Below are 17,712 nucleotides of genomic sequence, written 5' to 3'. Positions count from 1 at the left end.
GAGAATTTAAGTCTGTTTTTACTTGACGTTGATAACATTTTATAGTATTATATAGGCACCAAGAGTGGATGTCGAAAGACATCATAAAAGGAATGGATAACGGTGAGGTGATCCATTCCTTTTTAATACAAGAGGTCCCAAGAGTGGAAAAGATTTTCGTGCAGATTTTCCAAAAGTGTGATAAGGACCGCTTCTGAACATGATTTTACATTACCTTAGCTTATCTTTTTAGGATAACACAAAGTAATGTTAAGATCACAACTAGTAGTACTAGTGCATCCATATGTATTCTTTTCCTCTCCCAAAACGAAAATATATTTTCCATTTGGAATTTACCTCCTACTATACATATACGTAATTTAGGTGCGAAAATCCTAAATTATTTTACAATTTGTGAAAATAACCTATTGATGGTTAGAATGACGACTTAAAATTCATTGAAATATAAATGATTTTCTCTTGACGTTGATAACATTTTATAGTATTATAAAGGCACCAAGAGTGGATGTCGAAAGACATCAGAAAAGGAATGGATTACTTTGCCGGTTATCCATTCCTTTTTTAAAACAAGAGGTCCCAAGAGTGGAAAAGATTTTCGTACAGATTTTCCAAAAGTGTGATAAGGACCGCTTCTGAACATGATTTTACATTACCTTAGCTTATCTTTTTAGGATAACACAAAGTAATGTTAAGATCACAACTAGTAGTACTAGTGCATCCATATGTATTCTTTTCCTCTCCCAAAACGAAAATATATTTTCCATTTGGAATTTACCTCCTACTAATACATATACGTAATTTAGGTACGAAAATCCTAAATTATTTTGCAATTTGCGAAAATAACCTATATATAGTTTAGGAAAGCGCCTGATATATGATTTAAAGAAGTATTAGTTGAAGAATGACTATAGGATAATCAGTAAAATCAGAACAACATTTAATTTTTAACTGATTTAATGAAAAAATTTTCAAAGTCCCTTGACTTCACGAGGGATAATCTTTATAATTATATCAATTTAAGGAAAGTTTATAGAACAAAAAGGAGAGATAACATGGCTTATTACTTTAACGAACCGTCACGTACATTTGCGGAGTACCTGTTGGTACCTGGATATTCCAGTGCAGATTGTACACCAGCAAACGTGTCTTTGAAAACACCATTAGTTAAATTCAAGAAAGGCGAGGAACCTGCATTATCTTTGAATATTCCTATGGTATCTGCAATTATGCAGTCTGTATCAGGAGAAAAAATGGCTTGTGCATTAGCAAGAGAAGGAGGAATCTCTTTCATCTATGGTTCTCAGAGCGTAGAAGATGAAGCAGCAATGGTTGCTCGTGTTAAAGCAACAAAAGCAGGCTTTGTTTACAGTGATTCCAATATTCGTCCAGATGCAACACTGGCTGATGTATTGGCATTAAAAGAAGAAACAGGACATGCGACAATGGCAGTTACAGAAGATGGCACACCAGAAGGCAAACTGGTTGGTATCGTAACAAGTCGTGATTATCGTGTATCACGAATGGATCCTACAACAAAAGTCAGTGAATTCATGACACCATTTGAAAAGCTGATTGTAGGAAAAGATGGTATGTCATTAACAGAAGCAAATAACTTGATTTGGGAATACAAATTAAATCAGTTGCCAATTATTGATGAAAACGGTCATTTAAAATCTTTCGTTTTCCGTAAAGATTATGATTCTCATAAAGAGCATCCAAATGAATTGCTGGATGATCAGAAACGCTACATCGTCGGTGCAGGTATTAACACAAGAGATTATGAAACACGTGTTCCTGCATTAGTAGAAGCCGGCGCAGATGTATTATGTATTGACTCTAGTGAAGGATTTAGTGAATGGCAGGCATTGACTTTGAAATGGATCCGTGAAAAATACGGTGATAGTGTAAAAGTAGGCGCTGGTAACGTTGTAGATGCAGAAGGATTCAGATTCTTAGCAGAAGCTGGTGCTGATTTTATTAAAATTGGTATTGGTGGAGGCAGTATCTGTATTACTCGTGAACAAAAAGGTATTGGTCGCGGACAGGCAACAGCTACCATTGATGTAGCACGTGCACGTGATGAATACTTTAAAGAAACAGGTATCTATATTCCAATCTGTAGTGATGGTGGTATTGTACATGATTACCACATTACTTTAGCACTTGCTATGGGAGCGGACTTTGTTATGTTAGGACGTTACTTCTCAAGATTTGAAGAATCTCCTACAAAGAAAGTTACCATCAATGGTACATATATGAAAGAATACTGGGGCGAGGGAAGTGCTCGTGCACGTAACTGGCAGCGTTATGATATGGGAGGAAGTAAGAAACTTTCTTTCGTAGAAGGTGTAGATTCTTACGTTCCATATGCAGGAGCATTAAAAGACAATGTAGATTTGACATTGAGTAAAGTTAAACACACGATGTGTAACTGTGGTGCATTGACAATTCCAGAACTTCAGGAAAAAGCTAAAATCACATTGGTATCTTCTACAAGTATCGTAGAAGGTGGCGCACATGATGTTGTTGTTAAAGATAATACATTAGATGCAAAAGTAAAATAAGAATTAAAAAAACTTCGTTTTCCTAAGAAAGCGGAGCTTTTTTTAAGGGAAAAAACAAGAAATTCTTAAAAGTTACCATTTTCAATTATGTAAAAATACCTTATAATAGAAATTAGCAATGGATGCGTTTACAAACACAGGGATGGTATTAAAGGATGATGTAGTTATGATAGAAGAAACAGAACAAGTTTATGAGTTGCAGATGGAAAAGCTGCAAAAACTAGAAGAAGAAAATCGACAATTGAGAGTCATGGTAGAACAGGATTGGCTAACAGGGATATATAATCGTGGAACAATCGAATTAAAAATCAATCAACAGTTGCAAATGTATCAAAAAGGCGCTTTATTTGTTTTGGATGTTGATCATTTTAAACAGATCAATGATCAATATGGGCATATTTGTGGGGATGTTGCTTTGAAGAAAATTGCTGCAGTTTTGAAGAAAATAACATATAAAAATGGATCAGCTGGGCGTGTTGGCGGGGATGAATTTGTCATATTCTATCCTGAAGCTGATGATGAATCATTTATTGAAGAAAAACGTAAAGAAATACGTTCATTGTTAAAACAGATACAGGTAACAGATGGTGCATCTATTTATGTTTCCATATGCGGCTGTATGTATCGCCCTAATGATGATTACATCAGTATGTTTCGTCGTGCAGATGCCTTACTTGTAAAGGAAAAGCACATTAGAAGACGTTTAGATGGGGAACATGTGTATAATGATATTTATATGTCAGAAAATTTATTGGTTGATATTGAACTGATTCGTAAAGAATTACGGGAACAGGAAATTATACCTGGCGCTTTCTGTCAGGATTATCACTCTTTTCAAAATATTTATCGTTTTATCGAACGCAGAATGTCCCGTATTCAGGGGGAAGCCGGCTTGATTTTATTCACATTAATGAATCCAAAGGGAGCGTATCCTTCCTTTGAACAACAAGAACAGTGTATGTTTGCGCTGAAACGGATTATTCAATCATCATTAAGACTGGGAGATGTTTTTACACAATACAGCAGTTTTCAGTTTCTGGTAATGGCGTTGGATACCAAAGAAGAGGGAATACAATGTATCATAGATCGTATTCAGAAAGCTTTTGCGCAGAATGCCTGTTTAAAAGATAAGATGCTGCTGCATCATGATTTTCCACTTGAGGCAGTACATACACATGTCGCAAGATGAGTATAGAAGAATCATATTTGTGAGATGCTAATGATGAAAGAAGGAATAGAATGGGAAAATTACCACCAGCAGCAAAGGTATATGAGGCCTATAGCGCTATTGCGGATAAGCGTGTAGAACTTCATGAACAGGAAGCATATGTTACTAGCAGTGATGAATCAAAACGATATACAGTACGTTTTCAAGATGATGTATATTCCAGTAATGATAATGCAACGATATGGCAGCATTATGCTGGATATCCGATTTTAGCAGTATTGATGCTTCAAAAGCGATTACCAGTAAATGAAGAAATTCTTCCAGCTTTTAAAAATGTGAACTGGAAAGCATTAAATACGAAATATAAAAATAAATATGATCTGGCTATTCAGGAATTTTATGAACAACATCCTACCCTTGATCCAACTTTGGTAGAGGAAAGTGTAGAAGAATGTTTAAAAGCTTGTGAAACCTTGCAAATCATTATAAAAGGCAACCGGGCAAAAAAATAATACCAGGAAATCAGATTCTTATTTGCACATAGGTTAAAAAAAGAGATTTCAAATGAAACCTCTTTTTAATTATCTGTCCTAAATAGTTATTGAGCACAACTGTTTTTATTCAATGAAGCAAAATGATTTCTACCGTTTTCTTTTACCTGATACAAGGCACTGTCCGCAACATTTACTGCCACATCTAATTGAAAATACTTATCATTTTTCAAGTTCGCATAGCCTGCCGAAACACTTACGATATCCGCAGCCTTAGATTTTTTATGTTCGATATGCATGTTGTTTAAATCTTCTTTTACTTTGCCTAAATAATATTCAATTTCATGATCACTCATATTTACACAGACACAGATAAATTCATCGCCACCATATCTTGCCGCAAAAATACGGCTATCAGAGTTGATGTCCAGACAGCGTGCCACACTTTGTAAAACCTTATCTCCTTGTGTGTGTCCATAGCAGTCATTGTATTGTTTAAAATAATCTACATCTAACAGAATAATGCCAAGTTTTTCCACATTATGATTATGATGAAGACTATTGATTAGATTAATGAAATAAGAACGATTAAATAAGCCTGTTAATCCATCAATTTTCACTTTAGATTCCAGTACTTGTTTTTCTTTCATAATACATTCTTTTTCTGTCTGCATATCGTTTACCAGAATTTTTTCACGCATACTTTCGGCTTTGAATTTATTAGTGACATCACTTACTTGTTTCTGAAGCTGATAATATTGTTTATAAGAATAAATTAAAGCATTTTCCATATGGAAAGTTTCCGCAAAATTGATCCAGCATAAATGCAGCTGTAATTGCTGGGCGATATCATCCTCAAGACATAAAGTTCCCATACAACGCAATAATTTATCCGCACGCTCTTTATCTTCCAGTTTTAAAGTGATTTGAAAAGCATCACGATAGAAAGAGAAGTACATATTTCGATTTAATGTATTATGTAGGCCACTGTTGATAAAAAAATCAATCATCTGCAAAGTATATTCTTCATTTTTCATATAATATGCCATATATAATTGAGAAACATATAAAATACCAATGTTTTCTTCACCAACATATATTTTCAAATCATCGTAATATTTGTCATATAAATCAATGGCTTTTTTGATATGACCATTTTTTAAATACAGCTCTATCAGATTGAAAATAACAACACAGTCGATATGATCTCTGATCGCATCTTTATTTGCGTTAAACAAGTCAAAGGCTTTCTGGATATATAACAAGCCATCCGTATTATCATCTTTTTCTTCAAACATGACACCGATGTTATTATAAACAGCAATCTGCGTATTGATGTCATGTGCCTGCTGTGCCACTTTTAATCCATCCAAGTAGCATTGTACTGCCGTTATTTCATCAAAGTTTGCGTTATGATACATGCCTTCAATAATATGTATTTTGATTAATAAATCTAAATAGTTATAGGCGAGTGCGATTTCTTTTGTTTTTTGCACGTAATGGATACAATTGTGATGTTCACGAATGGTTACATAATAATCCGCAAGAAAAGCATAGGCAAAGGCAATTCCATAAAAATCATTTATCTTTTTCGCTGCTTCTAATAATTCATTACTGTACTTTTTTTGTTTTTTTAAATCAACATGATGTACAGTTTGGATAGCTTCCATTTTATTTTGAATGAATTCCTTTAAATTTTCTTCTTTATTCTCCATCTTTTCTCACCCTTCTTCTCTATTATACAATAAAGCGCTTTCAAGTTCGACGGTAATTTTAATATTTGTAATATACTTTTTTTGATATATAGAGGAAAAGTGGTTCGTCATATTAAGAAATGTAGAAAATGGTATTAAAAAAGGGTTTTATGTGAAATATTTCGCAAATTTGCGTTTACGAAAAAAAAGGATAGTGGTATAATAAACTCGTTACTTAAGGAGGATTTTACTATGGCAAAAAGAACAGTAAAAGATTTAGATGTTGCTGGTAAACGAGTTATCGTTCGTTGCGATTTCAACGTACCAAGAAAAGATGGAAAAATCACAAATGACAACCGAATCATTCAGGCTTTACCAACAATCAAATATCTGATTGAAAACAAGGCAAAAATCATTCTGATGTCTCACCTTGGAAAAGTTAAAACTGAAGAAGACAAAGCAAAAAACGACTTACGTTGTGTAGCTGATCGTTTAAGCGAATTGGTTGATACAAAAGTTACATTCGTTCCTGTTACTAGAGGCGAAGAATTAGAAAATGCTGTTGCTGCATTAAATGATGGTGAAATCGTTGTTATGCAGAACACTCGTTACGAAAAAGGCGAAAGCAAAAATGATCCTGAATTAGCTCAGTACTGGGCAAGCTTAGGTGATTTATTCGTTGAAGATGCATTCGGTAGTGTTCACCGTGCACACGCTTCAACTGCTGGTATCCCTTCAATCCTTCCTAACGCTTTAGGTTTCTTAGTAGAAAAAGAAGTAAAAATGTTAGGTGCTGCTGTTGATACTCCAGTACGTCCATTCGTTGCTATCATCGGTGGAGCAAAAGTATCTGACAAGATCGCTGTTGTTGACAACCTGTTGAAGAAAGCTGATAAAGTATTAATCGGTGGTGGAATGGCTTATACATTCTTGAAAGCAATGGGCTTAAATGTAGGTAAATCACTTGTTGAAGAAGACAAAGTGGAATTAGCTAAAGAATACATCGCAAAAGCTGAAGGAAAATTAATCCTGCCAGTTGACCACGTATGTGCAGATGCATTTGCTGAAGATGCAAACACTGTTGTTGCTGACAACGAAAACATTCCTGCAGATTACATGGGATTAGACATTGGTCCTAAGACTGTTGAATTATACAAAGCTGAATTAGCTGGTGCTAAAACAGTTGTATGGAATGGACCTATGGGTGTATTTGAAATGAAACCATTCGCTAATGGTACATTACAGGTATGTACAGCAATCTCTGAATTAGAAGGTGCTACTACTGTTATCGGTGGTGGAGATTCTGCTGCTGCTGCTATTCAGTTAGGATTCGCTGAAAAATTCTCTCACATCTCTACAGGTGGAGGAGCTTCTCTGGAATACATGGAAGGTAAAGAATTACCTGGTATCGCAGTAATCGCTGAAAAATAGGAAAGAGGAAATATAACTATGAGAAAACCAATTATCGTTGGAAACTGGAAAATGAATAAAACCATGAAGGAAACAAAAGAATTCATGGAAGCTGTAGATGCAGCTGCTGCTAGCGAAAACGCTACTTATGGAATCGGTGCTCCTTATACTGCATTATCAACTGCAGTTGCTGGTGCTAAGAATCTGATCGTTGCTGCAGAAAACTGCCACTTTGAAGATACTGGAGCATTCACTGGTGAAGTTTCTGTACCTATGTTACAGGAAATCGGTGTTACTCACTGTATCATTGGTCACTCTGAACGTCGTACAATGTTCGGTGACACAGACGAAACTGTAAACAAAAAAGCAAAACGTCTAATCGAAGCTGGAATTACTCCAATCTTATGTATTGGTGAAACAGAAGCTCAGTATGATGCTGGTGATTCTGAAAAAGTAATTCGTGACCAGTTAACTGGTTCTTTAGCTGATATGTGTCCAAAATGTGTTGGTAATATGGTTATCGCATATGAACCAATCTGGGCAATCGGAACTGGTAAGAGTGCATCAGTAGAAATCGCAGAAAACTGCTGCCGTATCGTTCGTGACCAGGTTCGTGTAATGTATGGTGATGATGCAGCTGAAAACGTACGCGTACAGTACGGTGGATCTGTTAAACCTAACAACATTCAGGAATACATGGCTCAGCCAGATATCGATGGTGCATTAATTGGTGGAGCAAGCTTAAAAGCTGATAGCTTTATCGAAATCATCGAAAAAACTAAATAATTGAATAAGATGAACAGTCTGTTCCAAATGGAATGGACTGTTTTTTAACATATTCAAATGTTTCAGAGTTTCAGCTTTCTCTAGGGAAAACTAAGTGTTTTTTTATTTAATACTACAAATAAATTAATAAAAACGTCCGATTTGGACGTTTTCATTTGCTTAATATTTTTCTTGGAATCCATCCCATAATACCATTCTTTTTCACTAAGGCATGTTCACCACAAGTGGAAACAATTTTTACATAATCACCTTTTTCCACAGGTAAATGATAGGTGGTAAAGTTATCCACATGAATTTCATCACCTTTATGAAAAATAAAATCTTTCGGTATCCAAAAATCTTTTCCACTGGAAAGATGGCGACATAAGTAACGAATATCATCTTCTTTTAATATCTTCACAGAGCTGTCATACCATTTGATAAAAAAAGGATCAGAATTTATGGGCTGTATGCTGTCTAATACTTTGGCTTTCTTTAAACAGTCACTATGCGCATACGAGAAATTTCCATGCTCAATTAACAATGCATTTAACTGTCCTGCACTCTTTACTTCATTTCCACCATCAATCGCAATGATATGGCGAAAATCATCAATCATTGGATTAAAGCAACAGATACCATCACAATATTCACTTACTGGTAGATGACCTACAACAACATATTTTTGGAATCGTTTCGCATCATCTAAAAAACGGTTATGCGTCATAATATCACGCATTTCTTTTCCATAATGATCTTCATCCAGAATCGCCGCATGCCCAAAGATATAATGTTGTGTTTCCACCACATGAGGGAGCTGGTCTACAAACGCTAATTCCTTTGGAAAGTGTTGTTTTAATATTCTGGCATATTCAATCATATCTATATCTTTATGAAAATGAATGCCAAGTGTAGCAGCCATTTCATGCAGAATACTATTTTGACGATGTAATAGGACTTCTTTTAGAAAATCCAGGCGATATTCATAAAGAACATTCTTACATACAAAATCACAATTTCCCATCATAGGATGTACATGTGGACTTTTAGAAAGCTCCATTATAAAGTGCAAAGTTTCCATGTTGTAAGCACCTTTCTCTAATAAATCGCCAACAAGAAACAATTCATCCTGATGCATATCAAAAGCAATTTTTTTCAATAATTTTTTTAAAACAGGCAGATTCGCATGAATATCACTAATAGCAATGATGCGGCGATGATCATCTACATTTATGTATTTTGATTTTATAGATCGATCAATCATTTTCATGCACCTCCTTGCTTATTTATTATAATCGATTTATGATAATGGTACCAGTAAAATGTTTAGACGGAAAGGGAGAGTCCTATGAAATTCTTATTTACCATGTTATATGCGCTGATTGCATTTGTGATCGTTGGTGTCGTCATCATTAGTTATGCACGATTTATGCAATATTATCACGATCATCATAAAAAGTGATAAACTTTAATAATATTAAATATAAAATTAATATTATTAAAGTTTTTGTTTATATTTACATTCATAAAAATAAGTGCTATCATAAAATTGAAGGTGATAGATATGCAGAATATACCAGAATGGTTATTAAATCTAGATAGTGAAGATTTTGCGTTTATCAAGCGCTTCATCTTATCAAGTGGTTCATTAAAGGAAGTCGCAAAGGAATATGGGGTTTCTTATCCTACGGTGCGTTTACGCTTAGACAGGCTGATACAAAAGATTAATTTAAATGATCAGATAATGGGGGAGGAGCCTTATATCGCATTGATCAAACGTTTGGCTTTAGAGGATAAACTAGATTTTGAAACAGCAAAGCTGTTAATTCATGAATATCAAAAACTAGAGGAGGAAAAGAATCTATGAAAACAAATAGTGTTTACATTATTTTCGCCCTTATCTGTGTCATTGGATTATGCGTATTACAGTATTACATATCATTAAAGTCAAAAAAATGGCTAGGATGGATTCTGCCTGGTATATTCTTTTGTTTATCTATTCTTTTTACAATCAGTGCAGTTACTTTTCTGCATTCATATGAAATCTCAGAAGTGTATTCAAATAATGGTAATTTAATGTCATCCATTATAACAAATACAACAAGTAATTTTCCTATCCAGACAATCCTTCCAAAAGCAATTGAGATTTTTTTGATCAGTAATCTTCCTACCATCCTATTTATCATCATTTTCTTAGTCGTGCATCAAAAACAAAAAAGAGAGGCACAAATTCATAAAATGAATATACAGGACTTATGATTTTGTATAAAACAGCAACTCATAAAAGACTTGCTGTTTTTTTATATATCTTGTATATTTTAATACCACAATATTGTAATAAAATTGCATAATTTAAATATTAATATAAAATATATTGAAATTTAATTTCATCAGGACTATAATTCGTAGTGTAAGCGCTTATTAATGTTCTTTAGAAGAATGAGAAAGGAGAGTTTTATGACAGATATTTCTCTAATTATGATTTTAATACTTTGTTTGTATACCGTTATTGGTGTTTTAGATCAAATTTCCATTCAAATTGGTGTGTACACACCATTGTTTGCAGCTACAATAACGGGAGCTTTGCTTGGAAACGTTGAGTTAGGTCTAAGTGTTGGTGCTACTTTACAGTTGATGACACTTGGTGTTGCAACTTATGGAGGAGCTTCTGTACCAGATTATTTATCAGGAGCTATTATGGGTACTGCGTATGCAATTATTTCAGGAGAAGGTGCTGAATATGGTATTGCACTTGCAGTACCAATTGGATTATTACTTACACAACTAGATATCATAGGGCGTATGGCAAACTCTTTCTTTCAACATTATGCTGAACGATGTGCAGAAAAAAATGATATAAATGGTGTAGAATTAGCAAATAAACTTGGGATGATTCCCTGGATTTTATCTCGTGTAATTCCTGTTTTTGTAGGATTATTATTTGGTCAGGCAGTTGTAAATTCGATTAATAGTTTTATCCCTGTATGGTTTATGTCTGGTTTAAAAGCAGCCGGTGCGATCCTTCCTGCTTTAGGTATGGCAATATTGATGCGTTATTTACCACTTAAAAAATATTATCCATATTTCATTATTGGTTTTGTGATGATTGCTTATGGTAAGAGTATGTTTACAGTGCTTTCTGTAGCATTGGTAGGATTTGCTTTTGCGGCATTACAATATTCAAAGCTAAAAGAAAAAAGCTTAGTAATAGAATCAGGAGTTAGCGAAAGTGATGATGAGGAGGTGGAAATCGATGGTTAACTTGAATAATAAGATAACAAAAAGCGATATTCGTAAAGTATATATTCGTAATTTATTTGGTTTGCAATGGGGTTGGAATTATGAGAAAATGCAGGGTTTAGGTTATGCATGGGTTATAATGCCAGCTTTACGAAAAATATATCGCGATGATCCAGAAGGATTACAAAAAGCACTAACAATGCAACTGGGTTATTTTAATACAACTCCAGCCATGTCACATTTGATTATTGGTGCTGATATTGCATTGGAAGAAGAATTTGGAAATAAAGCTGAAGATGCGGTTTTAGGTCTGAAAACAGGTTTGATGGGACCTTTTGCAGGAGTAGGAGATACTTTATTTGTAGCAATTTATCGTGCAATTGTATTTTCAATTGCAGCATATATGGCTCAGCAAGGCAATGCTTTTGGTTTAATCATACCAATTATCGCATGTATGATCGTTATGGCGATTCGTTATAAATTCACTACAATAGGATATGCACAAGGAAAAAAATTAGCAACAGGTTTTGCGACTACAATGATTCCAATAACAGAAGGTGCAGCTATTTTAGGGTTAACAGTAGTAGGTGGATTGATTGCTTCTGTAATATCATATAAGCTGGATTTAACATTTACAATGGGTAAAGTAAGCATGTCAGTGCAAGATAATCTTGATAAAATTATGCCATCCTTAATTCCACTTGCAATTGTATTATTTTCCTATTGGTTATTAGGCAAGAAGAAAATGAATTCTACCAAATTGATATTTATTTTGATAGGACTGGGAATGATACTTGGAAATCTACAACCATTTTTTAATTGGCTGGTTTCCATATTTTAAATAATCTTAAAAAGATTGTAATATTCAGCAGTAAGGTTGAAAACTTTAAATGTTAAAAAGTAAAGGTAATATCGCGTAGATAATTCAATTAAAAAGTTCTTTAAAATGTAATAAAAATACAAAAATAAAAATATTTTAAAAAATATATTGAAATAATATTACATTTTGGTTATAATATCAACGTGGAAGCGCTTTACAATAAAAACATTGAAAGAGGAGGATTTCTATGACTGAAATTTCATTACTGCTGATTTTCGTACTATGTCTGTACACAGCAATTGGTGTATTAGACCAAATATCCATTCAGATTGGAGTTTACACACCATTATTTGCGGCAACAGTTACTGGAGCTTTACTTGGTAACATCGAACTTGGATTAACAGTTGGAGCAACATTGCAATTAATGACACTTGGTGTTGCGACTTATGGTGGAGCTACCATTCCTGATTATTTATCTGGTGCAATTATGGGAACAGCTTATGCGATCATCTCAGGTGAAGGTGCTGAATATGGAATCGCACTTGCAGTACCAATTGGCTTATTATTAACTCAACTTGATATTATTGGACGTATGGCAAATTCATTCTGTCAACACTATGCAGATCGTTGTGCTGAAAAAGGAAATGCAAGAGGTGTAGAGCTTGCGAATGTATTGGGCATGCTGCCATGGATTCTATCACGTGTCATTCCAGTATTCATTGGCTTATGTTTCGGAGAAGCAGTTGTTAATTCTATCAACAGTTTTATTCCAGTATGGTTTATGACAGGCTTAAAAGCGGCTGGTGCTATATTACCTGCATTAGGTATGGCAATCTTAATGCGTTATCTGCCACTTAAAAAATACTATCCATATTTCATTATTGGTTTTGTAATGATTGCATATGGCGGCAGTATGTTTACTGTATTATCTGTAGCACTTGTTGGCTTCGCGTTTGCAGCTTTACAATATACAAAGATGAAAGAAAAAACTACTGCGGTAAGTGGTAGTGGAAGTGTTGTAGTTGAAGATGATGAGGAGGTAGAAATCGATGGCTAACTCAGGAAATAAGCTGACAAAGAGCGATATTAATAAAGTATATGTTCGTAACCTGTTTGGTTTACAATGGGGATGGAATTATGAAAAGATGCAAGGGCTTGGATATGCATGGGTAATCATGCCTGCATTAAAACGTATCTATAAAGACGATCCTGAAGGAATGAAACAAGCATTAAAAATGCAGTTGAGTTATTTTAATACAACACCTGCCATGTCACATTTGATTGTTGGTGCAGATATGGCATTGGAAGAAGAGTTTGGTATTGAAGCTGAAAATGCAGTTGCTGGTTTAAAAACCGGCTTGATGGGACCATTTGCTGGTGTTGGTGATACTTTGTTTATTGCTATCTATCGTGCAATTGTTTTCTCAATCGCATCTTATATGGCATTAGAAGGAAATGCACTAGGACTGCTGATTCCAATTATCGCATGTATCGCAGTAATGGCTGTTCGTTACAAATTCACAACAATGGGATATGCTCAGGGTAAAAAACTGGCAACAGGTTTCGCAGATAAGATAGCACCAATTACAGAAGGCGCTGCAATTCTTGGTTTAACTGTTGTTGGTGGCTTGATTGCTTCAGTTATTTCTTATAAACTAGATTTAACATTTACAATGGGTGAAGTAACTTTATCTGTTCAGGAAAACCTGGATAAGATCTTACCATGTATGATCCCATTAGGAATCGTTATGTTGTCTTATTGGTTATTAGGTAAGAAAAATATGAATTCTACACGCTTGATCTTTGTTTTATTGGGATTGGGTATGATTTTAGGTAACTTACAAAATATGTTAAATTGGCTAGTTGCATTATTTTAAGAAAAGGAGATATAAATTATGGCAATTGTACACGCAAGAATTGATGAGCGTTTGATTCATGGACAAGTAGCTATGGTATGGACAAATACTGTAGGAGCTACAAGAATTGCAGTAGTAAATGATGAAGCAGTAAAGGATGAAATGATCATTGCGGGATTAAAAATGGCAAAACCTGCTGGTGTAAAATTATCTATTTTATCTAAGAAAAAGGCTGTGGAAAAGTTTCAAAGCGATGTATATGACAACGATAAAGTATTCTTGATCACAAAAAATTTGCAAGATATGGAATTTTTAGTGGAAAATGGTGTAAAAACAGGTACAATAAATGTAGGAAATATTGCGAAAAGGGAAGGTTCTACACAGATCAAGAAATCTGTTTATGTAACCAAAGAGGATATCGATTCAATTCATCATCTGATTGATAAAGGCATCCGTGTAACTGCCCAGATGATACCTGCAGAATCAGATCAATCCATTATAGAATACCTTCCAAAATAACATAGAAAAGAGGAAGTCATATGAATGTAAAATTAAAAATCAGAGAACGTTATCAGAATTTATCAAAAACCAATAGAAAGATTGCGGATCATATTCTTTCTGATACGGATGGATTTTTAAAGATGACAGCATTGGATGCTGCGGAAAGTTATCAGACTTCCTCCGCTTCTATCATACGTTTTGCGAAAACATTAGGATACAAAGGACTGGATGAGTTTAAAATCGCATTAGCCAAAGACCTTTCTAAAGAAGAAAAAATTTATGATGTGGATACAATTATTTCAAAAACAGATGATATTGAAACACTATGTCAAAAAGTAGAAATGTTAGTAGATAATACCAATCATGATTTATTTGAATTACTGGATAAAGATGTACTGTCTAAGGCAATTGATTGTCTGAAGAATAGTGAAAATATATATTTATTGGGAATAGGGGCATCTATGTTGCCTGCATATGATATGTATCATAAATTAAAACGTATTAATTTTAAAGCTCACTATGAATTTGATGCGCATATGGCAGTTGAGTTTTTTAACTATGTCACAGAAAAAGACTGTGTTGTAGCATTTTCTTATAGCGGTTTATCAAGAGAAGTAACATATCCTTGTGAAATTGCAAAAGAAAAAGGAGCCAACATTATTGCTGTGACTCGTAATGCACCATCAAAATTAAGTGATCTTGCGAATATGATTCTACACGTTCCTGATAAAGAACATTTAACCAGAATTGGTGCCATTAGTTCTCGTTTTTCATCTATGGAGATCGTTGACTTATTATATCTTGGCATTACACAGAAAGATGATAAAATGTTTGAGGATAAACTTATTAACACCAGTCTATTAGTAAGAGAGTTAAAAGAAGATTAATAGAAAGTGGTGAAACAATGGAAAATATCCATTCACTGACAACAGAAACAGTGAATCCTGATACAAGGGATATTGATCGTGTTGATACATTAACAATGTTAAAGAAAATCAACAATGAAGATAAAAAAGTCGCAGCAGCAGTGGAAAAAGAATTACCACAGATTGCGAAAGCAGTAGATTTAATGAAAGAAAGATTCTTGAATGGTGGAAGAATTATCTATGCTGGAGCTGGTTCTTCTGGTCGAATGGGAACACTTGATGCAGTAGAATTAACACCTACTTATAATGTGGATCCATCTTTGGCATTTGGTTTGATGGCAGGTGGAAAAGAAGCAATGTATCGTGCTATTGAAGGTGCAGAGGATTCTAAAGAATTAGCTATTCAGGATTTAAAAGATGTCAATTTAACAGATAAAGATATTGTCATTGGTATTGCGGCCAGTGGAAGAACACCTTATACCATCTCAGCACTTGAATATGGAAATCAGGTGCATGCATTAACGATAGCAGTTACATGTAATGGTGAAAGTGAAATGGCAAAAGTTGCATCAATCTCTATTGCGCCTGTTGTAGGTCCAGAGGTTATCAGCGGTTCTACACGTATGAAAGCTGGAACTGCACAAAAAATGGTTGTGAATATGTTATCGACAGCAACCATGATTGCGAGTGGAAAAGTATATCAGAATTATATGGTAAATGTACAGCCAACCAATGAAAAACTGGTTATCCGTGCAACCAACATGATTGCCTCAATTACTGGTGTTGGTTATGATGAAGCTTATGAACTATTAAAGGCTTCTGATATGAGTGTGGCAGCAGCTATTTTAATGCATGAAAAACATGTAGATAAAGATAAAGCACATGCTGCATTGTCCGCATGTCATGGCAAAGTTTCTGAAGCATTACAACAACTGTAATATGAAAGAAGAAAATATTCAGCGTGCGTTGCATCAATATATCCAAGAACATAAGATATGCGGAGCGTCGTACGCTTTTCTTTCAGATACATCATCAAGGAATTATTATGATGGGACTGCAGGATGTATAGCACCTTATCATCATCAGATATTAGAGGCAGGCGATCGTTATGATCTTGCTTCCTTAACAAAAGTAGTTGGAACAACGACACGTATTTTACAGTTGATTGAAGAGAAAAAGTTGTCTTTACATACACCGGTATCATCAATTTTACCTAAACTTCAAAATAATCAAATATGTGTAGAAGATTTATTATTACACAGGAGTGGATTACCACAGGATATTCTTCATAAAGAAACCCTGACAAAGGATAATATTAAAGATCGTATCTACGCTATAAAAGGCTCTATGGATATGTATCATAAAACTTGTTATTCAGATATTGGATTTATTCTACTTGGTTTTCTTATTGAGGCAATTGATCAGATGTCATTAGAAGAAAGCATGCAGATGCATATATTTAAAAGACTAAATATGCATGATACTTCATATCTTTGTGATGATACAAAACGATATATTCCAACAGAAATCACAATTGAAAGAGGATGTATCTGTAAGGAAGCTCATGATAGAAAAGCGCATTTGTTAGGTCAAAGTGGAAGTGCAGGACTTTTTTCTACACTGGATGATTTAATATTATTTGCGCAGGCAATATTAAGACAAGACGAACACTTGTTTCATAAAGAAACTTATTTGCTTTTAAAGCAGATAGAGCAAGAACAACGAGGACTAGGATGGGAGAAGCCATATGGATGCCATGTGCTATATCATACTGGGTTTACTGGTACCAGTATGCTGCTGGATATGGAAAAGAAACAAGGCTTTATTTTACTTACGAATAGAATTCATCCTACTCGTCATCAAACTGATTTTTTGGAATTTCGTAAAAAGTTAAATCAAATATATTTGGAGGAATAAACATGAAACCTAATTTAATTATCACCAGCCATGGAAATCTGGCATCTGAAATCTTAAATTCTGCGAATATGATTGTTGGAGATACATCTAGTATCAAAACTGTATGCATGGCAGCAGAAGATGGATTAGAAGGAACAACTAAAAAAATGCAGGAAGCGATTGCTTCATGCAATCATGAATCCATAGTTATATTAGCAGACTTATATGGGGGAACACCTTTTAATGTGGCTGTTATCAATGCTCAAAAAAATGATAATATTCGTGTTGTTTCAGGATTAAATCTTGGAATGGTCATTGAATACAGTGTATCTCAGCTGGAAGATGTTCATGCATTAGCTGATTATCTATGTGAAGTAGGAAAAAATGGTGTTATTGCCCCGGCATTTGATGCTGATGAAGATGATTGTGATATTGAATAAA

18 protein-coding genes are annotated in these 17,712 nt (G+C 34.4%); 16 read left to right on the top strand and 2 right to left on the bottom strand.

Going from position 1 to position 17,712, the window contains the following annotated elements; genetic code table 11:
- Positions 1-1,052 precede the first annotated feature (1,052 nt).
- The 3 genes from DW114_RS13440 (at position 1,053) to DW114_RS13430 (ending at position 4,244) form a co-directional block, all read left to right on the top strand.
- The gene (locus DW114_RS13440; RefSeq protein WP_117454248.1) at positions 1,053-2,564 is read left to right on the top strand and encodes an IMP dehydrogenase; all 1,512 of its coding nucleotides are present in this window, start codon (positions 1,053-1,055) and stop codon (positions 2,562-2,564) included.
- A gap of 166 nt (positions 2,565-2,730) precedes the next feature.
- Entirely contained in the window at positions 2,731-3,753 is a 1,023-nt protein-coding gene (locus tag DW114_RS13435) for a GGDEF domain-containing protein (RefSeq protein WP_199483592.1), read from the top strand.
- A 50-nt stretch (positions 3,754-3,803) separates the two neighbouring features.
- On the top strand, positions 3,804-4,244 hold the full coding sequence (locus DW114_RS13430; protein WP_117454247.1) for a hypothetical protein: 441 nt from the start codon (positions 3,804-3,806) through the stop codon (positions 4,242-4,244).
- A gap of 86 nt (positions 4,245-4,330) precedes the next feature.
- On the opposite strand, the gene DW114_RS13425 is transcribed toward DW114_RS13430, so the two are convergent.
- The gene (locus DW114_RS13425) at positions 4,331-5,938 is read right to left on the bottom strand and encodes a GGDEF domain-containing protein (RefSeq protein ID WP_117454246.1); all 1,608 of its coding nucleotides are present in this window, start codon (positions 5,936-5,938) and stop codon (positions 4,331-4,333) included.
- A 231-nt stretch (positions 5,939-6,169) separates the two neighbouring features.
- Here DW114_RS13425 and DW114_RS13420 point away from each other — a divergent pair, with 231 nt between their 5' ends.
- Both DW114_RS13420 and tpiA read left to right on the top strand, forming a co-directional pair.
- On the top strand, positions 6,170-7,348 hold the full coding sequence (locus DW114_RS13420) for a phosphoglycerate kinase (protein WP_117454245.1): 1,179 nt from the start codon (positions 6,170-6,172) through the stop codon (positions 7,346-7,348).
- Between the two features lie 18 nt (positions 7,349-7,366).
- Positions 7,367-8,113, top strand: coding sequence for a triose-phosphate isomerase (tpiA, locus tag DW114_RS13415; protein ID WP_117454244.1), 747 nt, complete (start codon positions 7,367-7,369; stop codon positions 8,111-8,113).
- Positions 8,114-8,264: 151 nt separating this feature from the next.
- Here the strand turns inward: tpiA and DW114_RS13410 are convergent, their stop codons facing one another.
- Positions 8,265-9,356, bottom strand: a complete 1,092-nt coding sequence (locus DW114_RS13410) for a metallophosphoesterase (protein ID WP_117454243.1) — start codon at positions 9,354-9,356, stop codon at positions 8,265-8,267.
- Between the two features lie 300 nt (positions 9,357-9,656).
- On the opposite strand from DW114_RS13410, the gene DW114_RS13405 reads away from it, so the two are divergent.
- The 11 genes from DW114_RS13405 (at position 9,657) to DW114_RS13355 (ending at position 17,711) form a co-directional block, all read left to right on the top strand.
- On the top strand, positions 9,657-9,959 hold the full coding sequence (locus DW114_RS13405; RefSeq protein ID WP_199483591.1) for a DUF2089 family protein: 303 nt from the start codon (positions 9,657-9,659) through the stop codon (positions 9,957-9,959).
- Positions 9,956-10,351 carry a hypothetical protein gene (locus tag DW114_RS13400; protein WP_117454242.1) on the top strand — a complete coding sequence of 132 codons (396 nt, stop codon included), beginning with the start codon at positions 9,956-9,958 and terminating at the stop codon, positions 10,349-10,351. Before DW114_RS13405 ends, DW114_RS13400 begins: the two co-directional genes overlap by 4 nt.
- Before the next feature lie 198 nt (positions 10,352-10,549).
- The gene (locus DW114_RS13395; RefSeq protein ID WP_117454241.1) at positions 10,550-11,353 is read left to right on the top strand and encodes a PTS mannose/fructose/sorbose/N-acetylgalactosamine transporter subunit IIC; all 804 of its coding nucleotides are present in this window, start codon (positions 10,550-10,552) and stop codon (positions 11,351-11,353) included.
- The gene (locus tag DW114_RS13390) at positions 11,346-12,173 is read left to right on the top strand and encodes a PTS system mannose/fructose/sorbose family transporter subunit IID (protein ID WP_117454240.1); all 828 of its coding nucleotides are present in this window, start codon (positions 11,346-11,348) and stop codon (positions 12,171-12,173) included. The genes DW114_RS13395 and DW114_RS13390 overlap by 8 nt, the downstream gene beginning before the upstream one ends.
- A gap of 226 nt (positions 12,174-12,399) precedes the next feature.
- Entirely contained in the window at positions 12,400-13,209 is an 810-nt protein-coding gene (locus DW114_RS13385) for a PTS mannose/fructose/sorbose/N-acetylgalactosamine transporter subunit IIC (RefSeq protein ID WP_117454239.1), read from the top strand.
- Positions 13,202-14,029 carry a PTS system mannose/fructose/sorbose family transporter subunit IID gene (locus DW114_RS13380; protein ID WP_117454238.1) on the top strand — a complete coding sequence of 276 codons (828 nt, stop codon included), beginning with the start codon at positions 13,202-13,204 and terminating at the stop codon, positions 14,027-14,029. Before DW114_RS13385 ends, DW114_RS13380 begins: the two co-directional genes overlap by 8 nt.
- Before the next feature lie 18 nt (positions 14,030-14,047).
- Positions 14,048-14,527, top strand: a complete 480-nt coding sequence (locus DW114_RS13375) for a PTS system mannose/fructose/N-acetylgalactosamine-transporter subunit IIB (protein WP_117454237.1) — start codon at positions 14,048-14,050, stop codon at positions 14,525-14,527.
- A 20-nt stretch (positions 14,528-14,547) separates the two neighbouring features.
- Positions 14,548-15,396, top strand: coding sequence for a MurR/RpiR family transcriptional regulator (locus DW114_RS13370; protein WP_117454236.1), 849 nt, complete (start codon positions 14,548-14,550; stop codon positions 15,394-15,396).
- Between the two features lie 17 nt (positions 15,397-15,413).
- Complete coding sequence (gene murQ / locus DW114_RS13365; RefSeq protein WP_117454235.1) at positions 15,414-16,313, top strand: N-acetylmuramic acid 6-phosphate etherase; 900 nt, start codon at positions 15,414-15,416, stop codon at positions 16,311-16,313.
- Positions 16,258-17,292 (top strand): serine hydrolase domain-containing protein, encoded by a 1,035-nt coding sequence (locus tag DW114_RS13360; protein ID WP_199483590.1) that lies wholly within the window; start codon positions 16,258-16,260, stop codon positions 17,290-17,292. Before murQ ends, DW114_RS13360 begins: the two co-directional genes overlap by 56 nt.
- 2 nt (positions 17,293-17,294) lie before the next feature.
- Positions 17,295-17,711 (top strand): PTS sugar transporter subunit IIA, encoded by a 417-nt coding sequence (locus DW114_RS13355; RefSeq protein WP_117454234.1) that lies wholly within the window; start codon positions 17,295-17,297, stop codon positions 17,709-17,711.
- Position 17,712 lies beyond the last annotated feature (1 nt).

The organism is Absiella sp. AM09-50, from assembly GCF_003433845.1.
In the GTDB taxonomy this organism is placed as follows: domain Bacteria; phylum Bacillota_I; class Bacilli_A; order Erysipelotrichales; family Erysipelotrichaceae; genus Hoskinsella; species Hoskinsella hominis.
Note: the sequence above shows the minus strand (reverse complement) of the source record. Positions and strands in the feature narration are given on the sequence as shown.